Annotated in this window: 13 protein-coding genes; 1 reads left to right on the top strand and 12 read right to left on the bottom strand. The window is 72.3% G+C overall.

The window, feature by feature from the left end; all coding sequences use genetic code 11:
* The first annotated feature begins 177 nt into the window (after positions 1-177).
* Complete coding sequence (locus tag ACLJTM_RS28110; protein WP_411106520.1) at positions 178-705, top strand: hypothetical protein; 528 nt, start codon at positions 178-180, stop codon at positions 703-705.
* A gap of 194 nt (positions 706-899) precedes the next feature.
* Here the strand turns inward: ACLJTM_RS28110 and ACLJTM_RS28105 are convergent, their stop codons facing one another.
* The 12 genes from ACLJTM_RS28105 to ACLJTM_RS28050 form a co-directional block, all read right to left on the bottom strand.
* On the bottom strand, positions 900-2,948 hold the full coding sequence (locus tag ACLJTM_RS28105) for a primosomal protein N' (RefSeq protein ID WP_411106651.1): 2,049 nt from the start codon (positions 2,946-2,948) through the stop codon (positions 900-902).
* 166 nt (positions 2,949-3,114) lie between these two features.
* Positions 3,115-4,323 carry a methionine adenosyltransferase gene (metK, locus tag ACLJTM_RS28100; RefSeq protein ID WP_411106519.1) on the bottom strand — a complete coding sequence of 403 codons (1,209 nt, stop codon included), beginning with the start codon at positions 4,321-4,323 and terminating at the stop codon, positions 3,115-3,117.
* Positions 4,324-4,517: 194 nt separating this feature from the next.
* Positions 4,518-5,732, bottom strand: coding sequence for a bifunctional phosphopantothenoylcysteine decarboxylase/phosphopantothenate--cysteine ligase CoaBC (coaBC, locus tag ACLJTM_RS28095; RefSeq protein WP_411106650.1), 1,215 nt, complete (start codon positions 5,730-5,732; stop codon positions 4,518-4,520).
* Positions 5,733-5,849: 117 nt separating this feature from the next.
* Positions 5,850-6,122: a DNA-directed RNA polymerase subunit omega gene (gene rpoZ / locus ACLJTM_RS28090; protein WP_004948662.1), complete on the bottom strand. Its 273-nt coding sequence runs from the start codon at positions 6,120-6,122 to the stop codon at positions 5,850-5,852.
* Between the two features lie 58 nt (positions 6,123-6,180).
* The gene (gene gmk / locus ACLJTM_RS28085) at positions 6,181-6,744 is read right to left on the bottom strand and encodes a guanylate kinase (protein ID WP_411106518.1); all 564 of its coding nucleotides are present in this window, start codon (positions 6,742-6,744) and stop codon (positions 6,181-6,183) included.
* 61 nt (positions 6,745-6,805) lie between these two features.
* A complete protein-coding gene (locus tag ACLJTM_RS28080) occupies positions 6,806-7,129 on the bottom strand; it encodes an integration host factor (RefSeq protein WP_008740406.1) in 324 nt (107 codons plus the stop codon).
* Between the two features lie 312 nt (positions 7,130-7,441).
* Positions 7,442-8,293 carry an orotidine-5'-phosphate decarboxylase gene (gene pyrF, locus ACLJTM_RS28075; protein WP_411106517.1) on the bottom strand — a complete coding sequence of 284 codons (852 nt, stop codon included), beginning with the start codon at positions 8,291-8,293 and terminating at the stop codon, positions 7,442-7,444.
* Complete coding sequence (locus ACLJTM_RS28070; protein ID WP_411106516.1) at positions 8,290-9,399, bottom strand: quinone-dependent dihydroorotate dehydrogenase; 1,110 nt, start codon at positions 9,397-9,399, stop codon at positions 8,290-8,292. Before ACLJTM_RS28070 ends, pyrF begins: the two co-directional genes overlap by 4 nt.
* 78 nt (positions 9,400-9,477) lie before the next feature.
* On the bottom strand, positions 9,478-12,786 hold the full coding sequence (carB, locus tag ACLJTM_RS28065) for a carbamoyl-phosphate synthase large subunit (protein WP_411106515.1): 3,309 nt from the start codon (positions 12,784-12,786) through the stop codon (positions 9,478-9,480).
* Positions 12,779-13,927, bottom strand: a complete 1,149-nt coding sequence (carA, locus tag ACLJTM_RS28060; RefSeq protein WP_411106514.1) for a glutamine-hydrolyzing carbamoyl-phosphate synthase small subunit — start codon at positions 13,925-13,927, stop codon at positions 12,779-12,781. Before carA ends, carB begins: the two co-directional genes overlap by 8 nt.
* Positions 13,924-14,505 (bottom strand): hypothetical protein, encoded by a 582-nt coding sequence (locus tag ACLJTM_RS28055; protein ID WP_411106513.1) that lies wholly within the window; start codon positions 14,503-14,505, stop codon positions 13,924-13,926. The genes carA and ACLJTM_RS28055 overlap by 4 nt, the downstream gene beginning before the upstream one ends.
* Positions 14,502-15,788 (bottom strand): dihydroorotase, encoded by a 1,287-nt coding sequence (locus tag ACLJTM_RS28050; RefSeq protein WP_411106512.1) that lies wholly within the window; start codon positions 15,786-15,788, stop codon positions 14,502-14,504. Before ACLJTM_RS28050 ends, ACLJTM_RS28055 begins: the two co-directional genes overlap by 4 nt.

Raw genomic sequence — 15,788 nt, 5'->3', positions numbered from 1 at the left:
TCCTGACCAGGGGGCGTACGCACATGCGCGCGCCTCTCGCATATGCCGACACGCCCCCAGGGCGTGACCTGGCCGCCCGCTGACGCGTTGGTCAAAGGAGATTGACCACAACGGGCCGCGTTTGAACGGTGTACGCGGCCCGCTCCGCCCTTCAGCACCGGTTCGAGAGGCTTCTTCATGGCCGACCACGCCACCCACGACGCCCAAGCCCGGGCCAGCCTGCACCTGCTGGTGCGGGACATCGAGCGGGTCAGGCGGCAGGTGGATGCCCTGCGTACGCTGACCGCCCAGCTCGGCAATGTGTACCGCCCGCGCCGCTCAGGTCCCTCCACGGGCTTCGTCGTCTACGGGCGGGCGCCCGCGCCCACCGTCCGCCTCGCCCAGGAGCTGCGGGACAGCGTCGAGACGCTGGTGACCGCGGCGGTCGACTTCGACCGCTCGCTCGGATTCTCGTGGGACGCGGTCGGCTCGGCTCTCGGCGTCACCAAGCAGGCGGTGCACCGCCGCTACGGTGCCCGGCGGGCTCAGAGCGCCGACTCCCCCGAGCAGCCGGCCGAGGCCACCGCCACCCGGACCCTCGGACCGCTCCCCACGGTCCCCGCGGCCCGCTCCGTGCCCCCGCAGCCGATGCGCGAGGAGTCCCAGGCCGCGGCGGGCGTGCCCCGCCCGCCGGCCTCGGCCTTCCCCGGCCCCCGCAACGGCTGACCCGTCCGCGACCGCGGCGCCCGGCCCGCACCGCCCTCCGCCGGGACGCCGACCCCCGACGGCCGGGACCGCGGGCCCCCCGCACCGCACCGCACGCGCCCCCGGCGCGGTGACCCCCGTGGCCCCCGCACCGGGGGCGCGCGACGTCGCGGACCGGGGGCCGAGGGCCCGGCATCGCGGGCCGGGGGGCGTCCTCAGCCGATGTCCGGCGGGTCGATCCGCACCCGCACCGCCTCCGACGCGGGTACGCCCTTCGCCATCCGGGCGGCCTGCGCCGACTTGAGGGCCGCGGCGAGCGCCGCCCCGCTGCCGGGCGGCACGCGTACCAGCGCCCGCTCCCCCGGCGAGGCCTCCCCGCGCCGTCCCGGCAGCGGCACCGGTCCCAGCACCTCCGCGTCGGGCGGCAGTCCGGCCCCGGCGAGGAAGGCCTCAAGTGCCTCGCCCCGGCCGGCGACGGCAGCCATCCGCGACACCGGCGGGAACCCGAGCTGGGCCCGCTCGGCCAGCTCCCGGACCGCGTGGCCGACGGGGTCCCAGCGCACCAGCGCCTGGACCGGCCGCAGCGTCGGCTCGGCCACGACGACGACCTGGCCGTCCGCGCGTACCAGCGAGGCCGCCGCGATCCAGCGCCGCAGCGCGTCCTCGCCGGCCCGCAGGTCCGGCCGCGTCACCATCGCCCAGCCGTCCAGCAGCAGGGCCGCCGCGTACCCGGCGCCGGCCGCCACCGGCTCCGCTCCCGGAGTGCACACCACCAGCGCGGGCCGGTCCGGCACCTCGTCCAGCACGTGGTCGCGCCCCGAGGTGCGCACGGCCACGGCGGGAAAGGCCCGCCCCAGTTCCTCGGCGGTCCGCCGCGCCCCCACCACCTGGGCCCGCAGCCGGAAGGACCCGCACTCCTCGCAGTGCCAGGCGGGCTCCGGCCGCCCGCACCAGCCGCACTGCAGGTCCCGCTCGTCGGGCGCCTCCAGCGGCCCGGCGCACCGGGTGCAGCGGGCGGGCGTGCGGCACCGCTCGCACGCCAGCCGCGGGACGTAGCCCCGGCGCGGCACCTGGACCAGCACGGGACCGGTCTTCAGCCCTTCCCGTACGGTCTCCCACGCCAGGCTCGGCAGGCGCGCGGCCCGCGCCGCGCCGTCCCGGGCGAGGAGCTCGTCGCCCACGGTCCGGATCCGGGGCACCACGGCGCGGACCGTCGCCCGGTCGGCAACCAGCGGCCGGGCCCAGCCCGACTCGACCAGCTGGGCGGCCTCCACGGTGCAGCTGGTGCTCCCGGCGAGGAATCCGCAGCCCTCGCTGACCGCGCGCAGCTCCAGTACCTCGCGGACGTGCGGGAAGGGGGCGTGGTCGTCGCTGTGGCTGGAGTCGCCGTCGTCCCAGACGGCGACCAGTCCGAGGTCGCGCACCGGGGCGAACATCGCGGCGCGGGTGCCGATGACCGCCCGTACCGAGCCCCTGTTCACGGCGAGCCACTGCCGGTAGCGCTTCTCGGGGCCGGACTCCGCCGTCAGCAGGGCGTGCCGCCCCTCGCCGAGCAGCGCCGTCAGCGCCGCGTCCACCCGGGCGGCGGTGCGCCCGTCGGGCAGCACGGCGAGGGCGCCGCGGCCGGAGGCGAGGGTGGCCGCGAGGGCGCGGGCCAGCTCGCCGGCCCACCCCGGGCCCGGCAGGGCGGTCCACACGGCCCGGGGCGCCCCGCCCGTGGCCAGCGCCCGCAGGAATGCGGGCCCCGCTCCGTACCGCTCCCAGCTCCCGGGCTCCGGCGCCGCGGGCGGCGGCAGCGGCTCCGGTGAGGGTTTGCTCTCGGCGCGGGCGTTGCGCGGGGGCAGGGCGAGCTGGAGCACGTCGGCGAGGCTGCCCGCATACCGGTCGGCGACGGCCCGGGCGAGGGCGAGCAGGCGGGGGCCGAGCACGACCTCGGGCGAGACGACGTGGGCGAGGGCGGCCAGCGCCCCGTCGTAGTCGGATTCGGCGCGGCGCTCGACGATGAACCCGTCGATGAGGCCGCCGCCCTCGCGGCGGCCTCCGTGCACCTGGTGGGACCCGGCCCCGAAGCGCACGCGGACGCGTACGCCGGGCTGCGCGGCGTCGGAGAGCTCCTCGGGGACGGCGTAGTCCCAGAGCTGGTCGAGGTGGAGCACGCCCTTGTTGACGAGGATCCGGGCGACGGGCAGGTCCTTGGCGAGGGCGGCGCCCCGCCAGGTCCGCGGTTTCGCCTTGGGTGCCTTGGCCTTCGCCTCGGCGACCATCTCCCGGATCAGCGCGAGCTGCTCCGGCGGGGAATCGTTCGAGCTGCTCACACCAGCATTCTTACCAAACCCTGCTGACAGCGGACGGGCCCGGCCGGGCCCGCGGGCACGCACGACGGCCCCGGACCAGCTGGTCCGGGGCCGTTGCGGTGGGCGCGGGCGGTGCCTACAGGCCGGCGGCGGCGCGCAGGGCGTCGACGCGGTCGGTGCGCTCCCAGGTGAAGTCCGGCAGCTCACGGCCGAAGTGGCCGTAGGCGGCGGTCTGGGCGTAGATCGGGCGCAGCAGGTCCAGGTCGCGGATGATCGCGGCCGGACGCAGGTCGAAGACCTGGCCGATCGCGTCCTCGATCTTCTGGACGTCGACCTTCGCGGTGCCGAAGGTCTCGACGAACAGGCCGACGGGCTCGGCCTTGCCGATCGCGTACGCAACCTGGACCTCGCAGCGCGAGGCCAGACCGGCGGCGACGACGTTCTTGGCGACCCAGCGCATGGCGTACGCGGCGGACCGGTCGACCTTGGACGGGTCCTTGCCGGAGAAGGCGCCGCCGCCGTGGCGGGCCATGCCGCCGTAGGTGTCGATGATGATCTTGCGGCCGGTCAGGCCGGCGTCGCCCATGGGGCCGCCGATCTCGAAGCGGCCGGTCGGGTTCACCAGCAGGCGGTAGCCCTCGGTGTCCAGCTTGATGCCGTCCTCGATGAGCTGGGACAGCACGTGCTCGACGACGAACTCGCGGATGTCGGGCGCGAGCAGCGAGTCCAGGTCGATGTCCGAGGCGTGCTGCGAGGACACCACGACGGTGTCCAGGCGCACGGCCTTGTCCCCGTCGTACTCGATGGTGACCTGGGTCTTGCCGTCGGGGCGCAGGTACGGGATGGTCCCGTTCTTGCGGACCTCGGACAGCCGGCGCGAGAGCCGGTGCGCCAGGTGGATCGGGAGCGGCATCAGCTCGGGCGTCTCGTCGCACGCGTAGCCGAACATCAGGCCCTGGTCGCCGGCGCCCTGCTTGTCGAGCTCGTCCTCGTCGCCCTCGACACGCTTCTCGTACGCCGTGTCGACACCCTGCGCGATGTCCGGGGACTGCGCGCCGATGGACACCGACACGCCGCAGGAGGCGCCGTCGAAGCCCTTCTTCGAGGAGTCGTAGCCGATCTCGAGGATCTTGTCGCGGACGAGCTGGGCGATCGGCGCGTAGGCCTTGGTCGTGACCTCGCCCGCGATGTGGACCAGACCGGTCGTGATGAGCGTTTCCACGGCCACGCGCGAGGTCGGGTCCTCGCGCAGCAGGGCGTCGAGGATCGTGTCGCTGATCTGGTCAGCGATCTTGTCGGGGTGGCCCTCGGTCACGGACTCCGAGGTGAAGAGGCGGCGGGACACATCGCTCCCTGGGGTTGCAGCGGCTGCTGGCTGATCAATTGGCGGAACCACACCGGAGGCTGCGCCCGGTCACGTTCCTCGTGCAGTTTATCGGTCGCCGCCGTTCGGCGGACCACCTGTCTCGCCTTATGGGAGCCACGTGACCTGCGACACTCCATTCTGGCGTACGGATTCCCCCAGGAGAAGCGCCGTGCTCAGGCGCGTCGCCCGGCCAGCCGGGGGGCCACCTGGTCCCAGACCGCCTGGGCCAGGGCCTCCTTGGGCCCGTAGGGGATCTGGACCTCGGCTCCGTCGGAGCTCAGGATCACGGCTTCGTTCTCCTCCGCACCGAAGGTCTTGGACTCGCCGACCTCGTTCACCACGAGCAGGTCGCAGCCCTTGCGCCGCAGCTTCGCCCGGCCGTTGGCGAGCACCTCGTCGGTCTCGGCCGCGAAGCCCACCACGACCTGGCCCTCCCGGGCCCGCTGCGCCGAGACCTCCGCGAGGACGTCGGGGTTGCGCACGAGGGCGACAGGGGCGGGTTCCTGCCCGTCCTTCTTCTTGATCTTGCCGCTGGCGTACGCAGCGGGTCGGAAGTCGGCCACGGCCGCCGCCATCACCACCACGTCGGCGTCCTTGGCCGCCTCCAGGACGGCCTCGCGCAGCTGGACGGCCGTCCCGACGCGTACCAGGTCCACCCCGGCCGGGTCGGCCAGCGCGGTGTTGGCGGCGACCAGGGTGACGCGGGCCCCGCGGGCCACGGCGGTGCGGGCGAGGGCGTAGCCCTGCTTGCCGGAGGAGCGGTTGCCCAGGTAGCGGACCGGATCCAGCGGCTCCCGGGTGCCGCCCGCGCTGATCACCACGTGACGTCCGGCGAGGTCGGGTGCGGCGGCGCCCCGCGCCAGCACCCCCCGGCACACCTCGAAGATCTCCTCGGGGTCGGGCAGCCGCCCCTTGCCGGTGTCCTTGCCGGTGAGCCGGCCGACGGCGGGCTCGATGACGAGGGCTCCGCGCCGGCGCAGCGTGGCCACGTTCTCCCGGGTGGCCGGGTGCTCCCACATCTCGGTGTGCATCGCCGGGGCGAAGACCACCGGGCAGCGCGCGGTGAGCAGGGTGTTGGTGAGCAGGTCGTCGGCCAGGCCGTGGGCGGCCTTGGCCAGCATGTCCGCGGTGGCCGGGGCGACGACGACCAGGTCGGCGGACTGGCCGATGCGCACGTGGGGCACTTCGTGGACGCTCTCCCAGACCCCGGTCGAGGCCGGATTCCCGGAGAGGGCGGCCCAGGTGGCCTCGCCGACGAAGTTCAGGGACGCCGCCGTGGGCACCACCCGGACCTCGTGCCCGGACTCGGTCAGCCGGCGCAGCAGCTCGCAGGCCTTGTAGGCGGCGATCCCGCCGCTGACCCCGAGGACGACCTTCGGCTTGCCCACCATGTACTCCCCTTCGACGCGCGCGACGGCTCGGCTCGGGCCGTCGTACCCCTCCATGACACACCACAGGCCCGGCAGATGTTCTGCCGGGCCTGTGGTGAAAGGACTCTCGGTGCCTTACTGGGCCGGGGCCTCGATGGCCTCGGAGGTCAGCAGACCCGCGTTGATCTCGCGCAGCGCGATCGAAAGCGGCTTCTCGTGGACGTGGGTGTCCACCAGCGGGCCGACGTACTCGAGCAGGCCCTCACCGAGCTGCGAGTAGTACGCGTTGATCTGACGCGCACGCTTGGCCGCGTAGATCACGAGGCTGTACTTCGAGTCGGTTGCCTCGAGCAGCTCGTCGATCGGCGGGTTGATGATGCCCTCGGGCGCAGTGATGGAAGAGGACACGCTCTACCTTCCGAAGATGGGTGAAAGATCAGACATTGATCGGTGTATTGATCAACGATCAGACAACTTCCATCAAGGCTAGCAGCTCACGGGCCACGTCCTCGACGGAGGTGTTGACGAGGGTGGTGTGGAACTCGGACTCGGCAGCGAGTTCGATCTTGGCCTGCTCCAGTCGGCGGGCGATGACCTCGGCCGATTCGGTGCCGCGGCCGGTGAGCCGGCGCACGAGCTCGTCCCAGCTCGGCGGGGCCAGGAAGACCAGCTGGGCCTCGGGCATGGACTCCCGCACCAGCCGGGCGCCCTGGAGGTCGATCTCCAGCAGGACCGGCTCGCCGTTCTCCAGGCGTTCCAGCACTGCGCCGCGCGGTGTGCCGTAGCGGTTGCCCGCGAACTCGGCCCACTCCAGCAGCTCGCCGTTGGCGATCAGCTTGTCGAACTCGTCGTCGCCGACGAAGAAGTAGTGGACTCCGTGTCGCTCACCGGGCCGCGGCTTGCGGGTGGTGGCCGACACCGAGAGCCATACCTCAGGGTGGACCTTGCGCATATGCGCGACGACCGTGCTCTTGCCGACCCCTGAGGGGCCGGAGAGCACGGTCAGCCGCGGACGAACCTCTGCTGCCATAGAGCGATTATCCAGGTTCCAGGGACTGCCTGAGAACGCCGGACGAGCTCCGGGCGACGCGTCAGCCGGCAGGAGTGCCGAACTCACGCTCCAGAGAAGCGATCTGGTTGGAGCCGAGACCTCGAACACGCCGGGACTCGGAAATGCCGAGGCGCTCCATGATCTGCTTGGCGCGCACCTTGCCCACGCCAGGCAGGGACTCCAGCAGGGCGGAGACCTTCATCTTGCCGATGACGTCGTTCTCCTGGCCCGTCTTGATGACCTCTTGGAGCGAGGCGCCGGAGTGCTTGAGTCGATTCTTGACCTCGGCCCGCTCCCGGCGAGCCGCGGCGGCCTTTTCGAGCGCGGCTGCGCGCTGTTCAGGGGTAAGGGGCGGAAGAGCCACGCCTACGTCACCTCGGATGTCGAACTGTCGGATACGGACCGGTGGAGAGCCCGTAGGCACCCCACCTGGCGAGGTCCCGAACAGCAGTGATGCACGCTCGCTGCTCGTTCACTCTGATCGGAGACTAGCGGCCAAGGCCGCTCCAGTCAGCGAGAACGGACGAAAAGTCCTGGTCAGCCTCCACTGAACCGTACATCACAGACAAAACACCCCGGATTTGTCCGGTGAAAGACGTTCGAATTTCGTCACGCCGGGCGAATCGGCGGGCTGCGGCCGCCGGCCGGGTGCCGCCGGCGGCCGCTTTCCGGTCGGTCAGGCCGACACGGCCGCGCGGACGGCGTCCGCGAAGGCGGTGGCCGAGGCGCGCAGCGCCGCGGCGTCCGGGCCGTGCTTCAGGACGCCCCGGGAGACGTTCGGCACGACGTTGCCGACGGCCTTGCCGAAGACGCTGGGCAGGTCCGCCGCCGTCGCGCCCTGGGCCCCGATGCCGGGGGCCAGCAGTGGCCCGTTGATGTCCAGGTCGAAGGAGGACAGGTCGCCCAGCGTGGCGCCGACCACCGCGCCGAAGGAGCCCATCGGCTCCGCGCCCGCGTTCTCCGCCGCCAGGTGCGCCAGCATGGTCGCGCCGATGCTCCGGCCGTCCTCCCGGACCGCCCGCTGGACCTCGGCGCCCTCGGGGTTCGAGGTCAGCGCCAGGACGAACAGGCCGGCGCCCGACTCCCGCGCCAGGTCGACCGCGGGCTTCAGCGAGCCGTAGCCCAGGTACGGGGAGACCGTCAGGGCGTCCGAGAACAGCGGCGAGGCCGGGTCCAGGAAGGCCGAGGCGTACGCCGCCATGGTCGAGCCGATGTCACCCCGCTTCGCGTCCATGACGACCAGGGCGCCGACCGCCCGGGCGTCCGCGACGGTCCGCTCCAGCACCGCCACGCCCCGCGAGCCGAACCGCTCGAAGAAGGCCGCCTGCGGCTTGAACACCGCGACGGAGTCGGCCAGGGCCTCGACGACCGTGCGGGAGAACCGCTCCAGGCCCGCGATGTCGTCGGACAGGCCCCACTGGGCCAGCAGCTCGGCGTGCGGGTCGATCCCGACGCACAGCGGGCCGCGGGAGTCCATCGCCGTGCGCAGGCGGGCGCCGAAGGGGGTCACGGGGCTGACAGGGCTCACTGGGCGGCCTTTCGGGTCTCGGCGCCCACGGCTTCGGCGAGCGTCGCGTACGGGCTGTCGGCCAGGCGGGCGGCCAGGCCCTTGTGGATGGCGCGGGCGTAGCAGGGGCCCTCGTAGACGAAGGCGCTGTACCCCTGGATCAGCGTGGCGCCGGCCAGGATGCGCTGCCAGGCGTCCTCGGCGTTCTCGATGCCGCCGACGCCGACCAGGACCAGCCGGTCGCCCGCACGGGCGTACAGCCGGCGCAGGACCTCCAGGGAGCGCTCCTTGACGGGGGCGCCGGACAGGCCGCCCGCCTCCTTCACCAGGGAGGGCGCGGAGGTCAGGCCGAGGCCCTCGCGGGCGATGGTGGTGTTCGTCGCGATGATGCCGTCCAGGCCCAGTTCCAGGGCCAGGTCGGCGACGGCGTCCACGTCCTCGTCCGCCAGGTCCGGGGCGATCTTGACCAGGAGCGGGACCCTGCGGTCGGTGACCACCCGGTCCGCGGCCTCCCGTACGGCGCTCAGCAGCGGCCGCAGCGACTCGGTGGCCTGGAGGTTGCGCAGCCCGGGGGTGTTCGGGGAGGAGACGTTCACGACGAGGTAGTCGGCGTGCCGGGCGAGACGCTCGGTGGAGGCCACGTAGTCCGCCACCGCCTCCTCCTCGGGCACGACCTTGGTCTTGCCGATGTTGACGCCGACGACGGTCCGGAAGACCGGGGTGCGGGCGGCCAGGCGGGCGGCGACGGCGGCGGAGCCTTCGTTGTTGAAGCCCATGCGGTTGATCAGGGCGCGGTCCGGCACCAGCCGGAACAGCCGCTTCTTCGGGTTGCCGGGCTGCGGTCGGGCGGTGACCGTGCCGATCTCGACGTGGTCGAAGCCGAGCATGGCCATGCCGTCGATGGCGACGGCGTTCTTGTCGAAGCCCGCGGCCAGTCCGAAGGGGCCGTGCATCCGCAGGCCCAGGGCCTCGGTGCGCAGGCTCCGGTGGCGGGGGGCCAGCCAGGCCGCGACGAAGGTGCGCAGGCCCGGGACGCGGGCCGCGCGGCGGATCCAGCGGAAGGCCAGGTAGTGGGCCTGCTCGGGGTCCATGCGCGTGAAGACGAGCTTGAAGAACAGTGAGTACATCGTCCGGAATATCCCTTGTGCGCTCATGAAAGGGGGGACACCGGTCGCCGTGCCGGTGCCCCCCTCTCGTACGGGCTGCTAGTCGCGGGCCGCGGTCAGGTGCTCCGCGTGCTCCTGGAGGGAGCGCACGCCCACGTCGCCGTGGTTGAGGGCGTCGATGCCCTGCACGGCCGCGGCGAGCGCCTGGACCGTGGTCAGGCACGGGACGCTGCGCGCCACGGCCGCCGTGCGGATCTCGTAGCCGTCGAGGCGGCCGCCGGTGCCGTACGGGGTGTTGACGATCAGGTCGACCTGGCCGTCGTGGATCAGCTGGACGATGGTCTTCTCGCCGTTCGGGCCCTCGCCGTCGCTGAGCTTGCGCACGACGGTGGCGTTGATGCCGTTGCGGCGCAGGACCTCTGCCGTGCCCGAGGTCGCCATCAGCTCGAAGCCGTGGGCGACGAGCTCGCGCGCCGGGAAGATCATCGAGCGCTTGTCGCGGTTGGCGACGGAGATGAAGGCGCGGCCCTTGGTGGGCAGCGGCCCGTAGGCGCCGGCCTGCGACTTGGCGTACGCCGTGCCGAAGACGGAGTCGATGCCCATGACCTCGCCCGTGGAGCGCATCTCCGGGCCGAGCACCGTGTCGACGCCGCGGCCGTGGATGTCGCGGAAGCGCGACCACGGCATGACGGCTTCCTTGACGGAGATCGGCGCGTCGAGCGGCAGGGTGCCGCCGTCGCCGTTCCTCGGCAGCAGGCCCTCGGCGCGCAGCTCGGCGATGGTGGTGCCCAGCGAGATGCGGGCGGCCGCCTTGGCGAGCGGGACGGCGGTCGCCTTCGAGGTGAAGGGGACGGTCCGGGAGGCGCGCGGATTGGCCTCCAGGACGTAGAGGATGTCGCCGGCCATCGCGAACTGGATGTTGATCAGGCCGCGGACGCCGACGCCCTTGGCGATGGCCTCCGTGGAGACCCGCAGGCGCTTGATGTCGTGTCCGCCGAGGGTGATCGGGGGCAGCGCGCAGGCGGAGTCGCCGGAGTGGATGCCGGCCTCCTCGATGTGCTCCATGACGCCGCCGAGGTAGAGCTCGTGGCCGTCGTAGAGCGCATCGACGTCGATCTCGATGGCGTCGTCGAGGAACCGGTCGACCAGCACGGGGCGGGTCGGGGAGATCTCCGTGGACTCGGCGATGTACGACTCCAGCCGGGCCTCGTCGTAGACGATCTCCATACCGCGGCCGCCGAGCACGTACGAGGGGCGGACCAGGACCGGGTAGCCGATCTCGTCGGCGATGGCCTTGGCACCGGGGAAGGTGGTGGCCGTGCCGTGCTTGGGGGCGGGCAGGCCCGCGTCCGCGAGGACCTGGCCGAAGGCACCGCGGTCCTCGGCGGCATGGATGGCCTCGGGCGAGGTGCCGACCACCGGTACGCCGTTGTCCTTGAGGGCCTGGGCGAGACCGAGCGGCGTCTGGCCGCCGAGCTGGACGATGACGCCGGCGATGGGGCCCGCGAGGGACTCCGCGTGGACGATCTCCAGCACGTCCTCCAGCGTCAGCGGCTCGAAGTACAGGCGGTCGGAGGTGTCGTAGTCGGTGGAGACGGTCTCCGGGTTGCAGTTGACCATCACGGTCTCGTAGCCCGCGTCGCTGAGCGCGAAGGAGGCGTGGACGCAGGAGTAGTCGAACTCGATGCCCTGGCCGATGCGGTTCGGGCCGGAGCCCAGGATGATCACCGCGGGCTTCTCGCGCGGGGCGACCTCGGACTCCTCGTCGTAGGAGGAGTAGAAGTACGGGGTCTTCGCGGCGAACTCGGCGGCGCAGGTGTCGACCGTCTTGTAGACCGGGCGGACGCCCAGCGCGTGGCGGACCTCGCGGACGACGTCCTCGCGCAGGCCGCGGATCTCGGCGATCTGCGCGTCGGAGAAGCCGTGGCGCTTGGCCTCGGCGAGCAGCTCGGGGCCGAGCTTGTCGACGGCGGCCAGCTCGTCGGCGATCTCCTTGATGAGGAAGAGCTGGTCGACGAACCAGGGGTCGATCTTCGTGTACGCGAAGACCTCCTCCTGGGTGGCGCCGGCGCGGATGGCCTGCATGACGGTGTTGATCCGGCCGTCGGTCGGGCGGACCGCGGTGGCCAGCAGCTCGGCCTTGTCGCCGGGGTCTCCGACGAAGGTGAACTGCGAGCCCTTCTTCTCCAGGGAGCGCAGGGCCTTCTGGAGCGCCTCGGTGAAGTTGCGGCCGATGGCCATGGCCTCGCCCACCGACTTCATGGTGGTGGTGAGGGTGGCGTCGGCGGCCGGGAACTTCTCGAAGGCGAAGCGCGGGGCCTTGACGACGACGTAGTCGAGGGACGGCTCGAAGGAGGCCGGGGTCTGCTCGGTGATGTCGTTGGGGACCTCGTCGAGGGTGTACCCGATGGCCAGCTTCGCGGCGATCTTGGCAATCGGGAAGCCGGTGGCCTTCGACGCGAGCGCCGAGGAGCGCGAGACGCGCGGGTTCATCTCGATGACGATGACGCGGCCGTCGGCGGGGTCGATCGCGAACTGGATGTTGCAGCCGCCGGTGTCGACGCCGACCTCGCGGATGATCGCGATGCCGATGTCGCGCAGCCGCTGGTACTCGCGGTCGGTGAGGGTCATCGCCGGCGCGACGGTGATCGAGTCGCCGGTGTGGACGCCCATCGGGTCGAAGTTCTCGATGGAGCAGACGACGACCACGTTGTCCTTGGTGTCGCGCATCAGCTCCAGCTCGTACTCCTTCCAGCCGAGGATGGACTCCTCCAGGAGCACCTCGGTGGTCGGGGAGAGCGTGAGGCCCTGGCCGGCGATGCGGCGCAGCTCCTCCTCGTCGTGGGCGAAACCGGAGCCGGCGCCGCCCATGGTGAAGGAGGGGCGCACGACGACGGGGTAGCCGCCGAGGGTGTCGACGCCCGCGATGACGTCGTCCATGGTGTGGCAGATGACCGAGCGGGCGGACTCGCCGTAGCCGATCTTGGCCTTCACGGCCTCGACGACGCCCTTGAAGAGGTCGCGGTCCTCGCCCTTGTTGATGGCCTCGACGTTGGCGCCGATGAGCTCGACCCCGTACTTCTCCAGCACACCCTGCTCGTGCATGGAGATCGCGGTGTTGAGCGCGGTCTGGCCGCCGAGGGTGGGCAGCAGCGCGTCGGGGCGCTCCTTGGCGATGATCTTCTCGACGAACTCGGGGGTGATCGGCTCGACGTACGTGGCGTCGGCGATCTCCGGGTCGGTCATGATCGTCGCCGGGTTGGAGTTCACCAGGATGACCCGCAGGCCCTCGGCCTTGAGGATGCGGCAGGCCTGGGTGCCGGAGTAGTCGAACTCGGCGGCCTGCCCGATGACGATCGGGCCGGAGCCGATGACCAGGACGGACTGGATATCGGTGCGCTTAGGCACGCTCGGCCTCCATCAGGGCTACGAAGCGGTCGAAGAGGTACGCGGCGTCGTGCGGGCCCGCGGCCGCCTCGGGGTGGTACTGGACGCTGAAGGCCGGCTGGTCGAGCAGCTGGAGGCCCTCGACGACCTGGTCGTTCAGGCAGACGTGGGAGACCTCGGCGCGGCCGTAGGCCGTGTCGGAGACCTTGTCGAGGGGCGCGTCCACGGCGAAGCCGTGGTTGTGCGCGGTGATCTCGACCTTGCCGGTGGTGCGGTCCTGCACCGGCTGGTTGATGCCGCGGTGGCCGTACTTCAGCTTGTAGGTGCCGAAGCCGAGCGCACGGCCCAGGATCTGGTTGCCGAAGCAGATGCCGAAGAGCGGCGTCCTGCGGGCGAGGACGTCCTGCATGACGGAGACGGGGCCGTCGGCCGTGGCGGGGTCGCCCGGGCCGTTCGAGAAGAACACGCCGTCCGGCTGGACCGCGTACACCTCCTCGGCGGTGGCGGTGGCGGGCAGCACGTGCACCTCGATGCCCCGCTCGGCCATCCGCTGCGGGGTCATGCCCTTGATGCCGAGGTCGACCGCGGCCACGGTGAAGCGCTTCTCGCCGATCGCGGGGACCACGTAGGCCTCCTGGGTGGCGACCTCGGCGGAGAGGTTCGCGCCCTTCATCTGCGGGGCTTCCTTGACGCGGGCCAGCAGGGCCTCGTCGCGGACGCCGGTCCAGGCCTCGCCGGAGAAGATGCCGACGCGCATGGCGCCGCGCTCGCGCAGGTGGCGGGTCAGGGCCCGGGTGTCGACGCCGGAGATGCCGACGACGCCCTGCCGGACGAGCTCCTCGTCCAGCGAGCGCCGGGAGCGCCAGTTGGACGGGACGCGGGCGGGGTCGCGCACGACGTAGCCGGCCACCCAGATGCGGGCGGACTCGGGGTCCTCGTCGTTGACGCCGGTGTTGCCCACGTGCGGGGCGGTCATGACGACGACCTGCCGGTGGTACGACGGGTCGGTCAGGGTCTCCTGGTAGCCGGTCATCCCGGTGGAGAACACGGCCTCGCCGAAGGTCTCCCCCACAGCGCCGTAGGCACGGCCGCGGAAGATGCGACCGTCCTCCAGGACGAGTACGGCGGGAGCTTTGGCTGCTCCCCTGGTGGAGGTCGTCATCGTTCGGCGCCTTCCGTCGTGATGGATGAGTTCATGGAGTTGATCGCCTCGACCCAGGCGGCGTGCTCGGCCGCGCGGTCGGAGCGGAATCCGGAGTCGATCTGCTGGTCACCGTGCGCCCAGGTGACGACGAGCAGACCGCCCTCGGTGAGTACCTTGCCCGCGATTCCCTTGTCGAGGCGGGCGCCGCGCAGCTGCGCGGCCGGTACGAAGAAGTCGGTGGCACCCGGACGGACCACGTCGAGGCCCGCGTCGGTGAGCGTGAGCTCCACCCGGCTGCGGACGCCCAGCCCGTGGGCCACGATCCGGTCGAGCCACTGCCCGGCGGTGGTGGACCCGTGGTACCGGCCGGTCAGCGCCAGCCGGTGCGCGGGGAGCCCGTCGGGGGCGGCGGGCAGCTCCGGCAGGTCGTTCTGCAGGGCGCCGCGCCATTTCCAGCCCTGCCGCATCAGCCAGTAGACGAATGCCACGAAGACGGCCAGGCCGATCACCCACGCCATGCGGGCGCCGAAGCTGGTCACCTCCGCCGACTGTCGTTCGGCGGCCTCGGCGGCCAGTTGGATTACTGCAGGTGTCACGCCAGCGTCCCGTCCACGACCGTTGCCCGGCCCCGCAGGAAGGTGTGCGTGACGCGACCCGGCAGCTCGCGGCCCTCGTAGGGCGTGTTGCGGCTGCGGGAGGCGAAGTGTGCGGGGTCCACGACACCACGGTACGAGGTATCGACCAAGGTCAGGTTCGCGGGTTCACCTGCCGAGACGGGACGGCCGTGGTGGTCCAGGCCGCCGATGCGCGCGGGGGCGAAGGACATCCGCTGCGCGACGCCCGCCCAGTCGAGCAGGCCGGTCTCCACCATCGTCTGCTGGACGACGGAGAGCGCGGTCTCCAGGCCCACCATGCCCATGGCGGCGGCGGCCCACTCGCAGTCCTTGTCCTCGTGCGGGTGCGGGGCGTGGTCGGTGGCGACGATGTCGATCGTGCCGTCGGCGAGGGCCTCGCGCAGGGCCAGCACGTCGCGCTCGGTGCGCAGCGGCGGGTTGACCTTGTAGACCGCGTTGTACGAGCGGACCAGCTCCTCGGTGAGCAGGAGGTGGTGCGGGGTGACCTCGGCGGTGACGTCGATGCCGCGGGACTTGGCCCAGCGGACGATCTCGACGGAGCCCGCGGTGGAGAGGTGGCAGATGTGCACGCGGGAGCCGACGTGCTCGGCCAGGAGCACGTCGCGGGCGATGATCGACTCCTCGGCGACGGCGGGCCAGCCGCCGAGGCCGAGCTCGGCGGAGACGACGCCCTCGTTCATCTGTGCGCCCTCGGTGAGGCGGGGCTCCTGCGCGTGCTGGGCGACGACACCGCCGAAGGCCTTCACGTACTCCAGGGCACGGCGCATGATCACGGCGTCGTCCACGCACTTGCCGTCGTCGGAGAAGACGGTGACGCGGGCGGCGGACTCGTGCATGGCGCCCAGCTCGGAGAGCTGCTTGCCCTCCAGCCCGACGGTGACGGCGCCGATGGGCTGCACGTCGCAGTAGCCGGACTCCTTGCCCAGCCGCCAGACCTGCTCGACCACGCCGGCCGTGTCGGCGACGGGGAAGGTGTTCGCCATGGCGAACACGGCGGTGTAGCCGCCGGTCGCGGCGGCGCGGGTGCCGGTGAGGACGGTCTCGGAGTCCTCGCGGCCCGGCTCGCGCAGGTGGGTGTGCAGGTCGACGAGGCCGGGGAGGAGCACCTGCCCCTCCGCCTCGATGACCTGGGCGCCCTGCGCCGACAGGCCGGTGCCGACCTCGGCGATGGTCTCGCCGTCGATCAGGACGTCCTGCGCCTCGCCGCCGAGTACCTTCGCGCCACGGATCAGGATCTTGCTCAT

The organism is Streptomyces sp. cmx-4-9, from assembly GCF_046548835.1.
In the GTDB taxonomy this organism is placed as follows: Bacteria; Actinomycetota; Actinomycetes; order Streptomycetales; family Streptomycetaceae; genus Streptomyces.
Note: the sequence above shows the minus strand (reverse complement) of the source record. Positions and strands in the feature narration are given on the sequence as shown.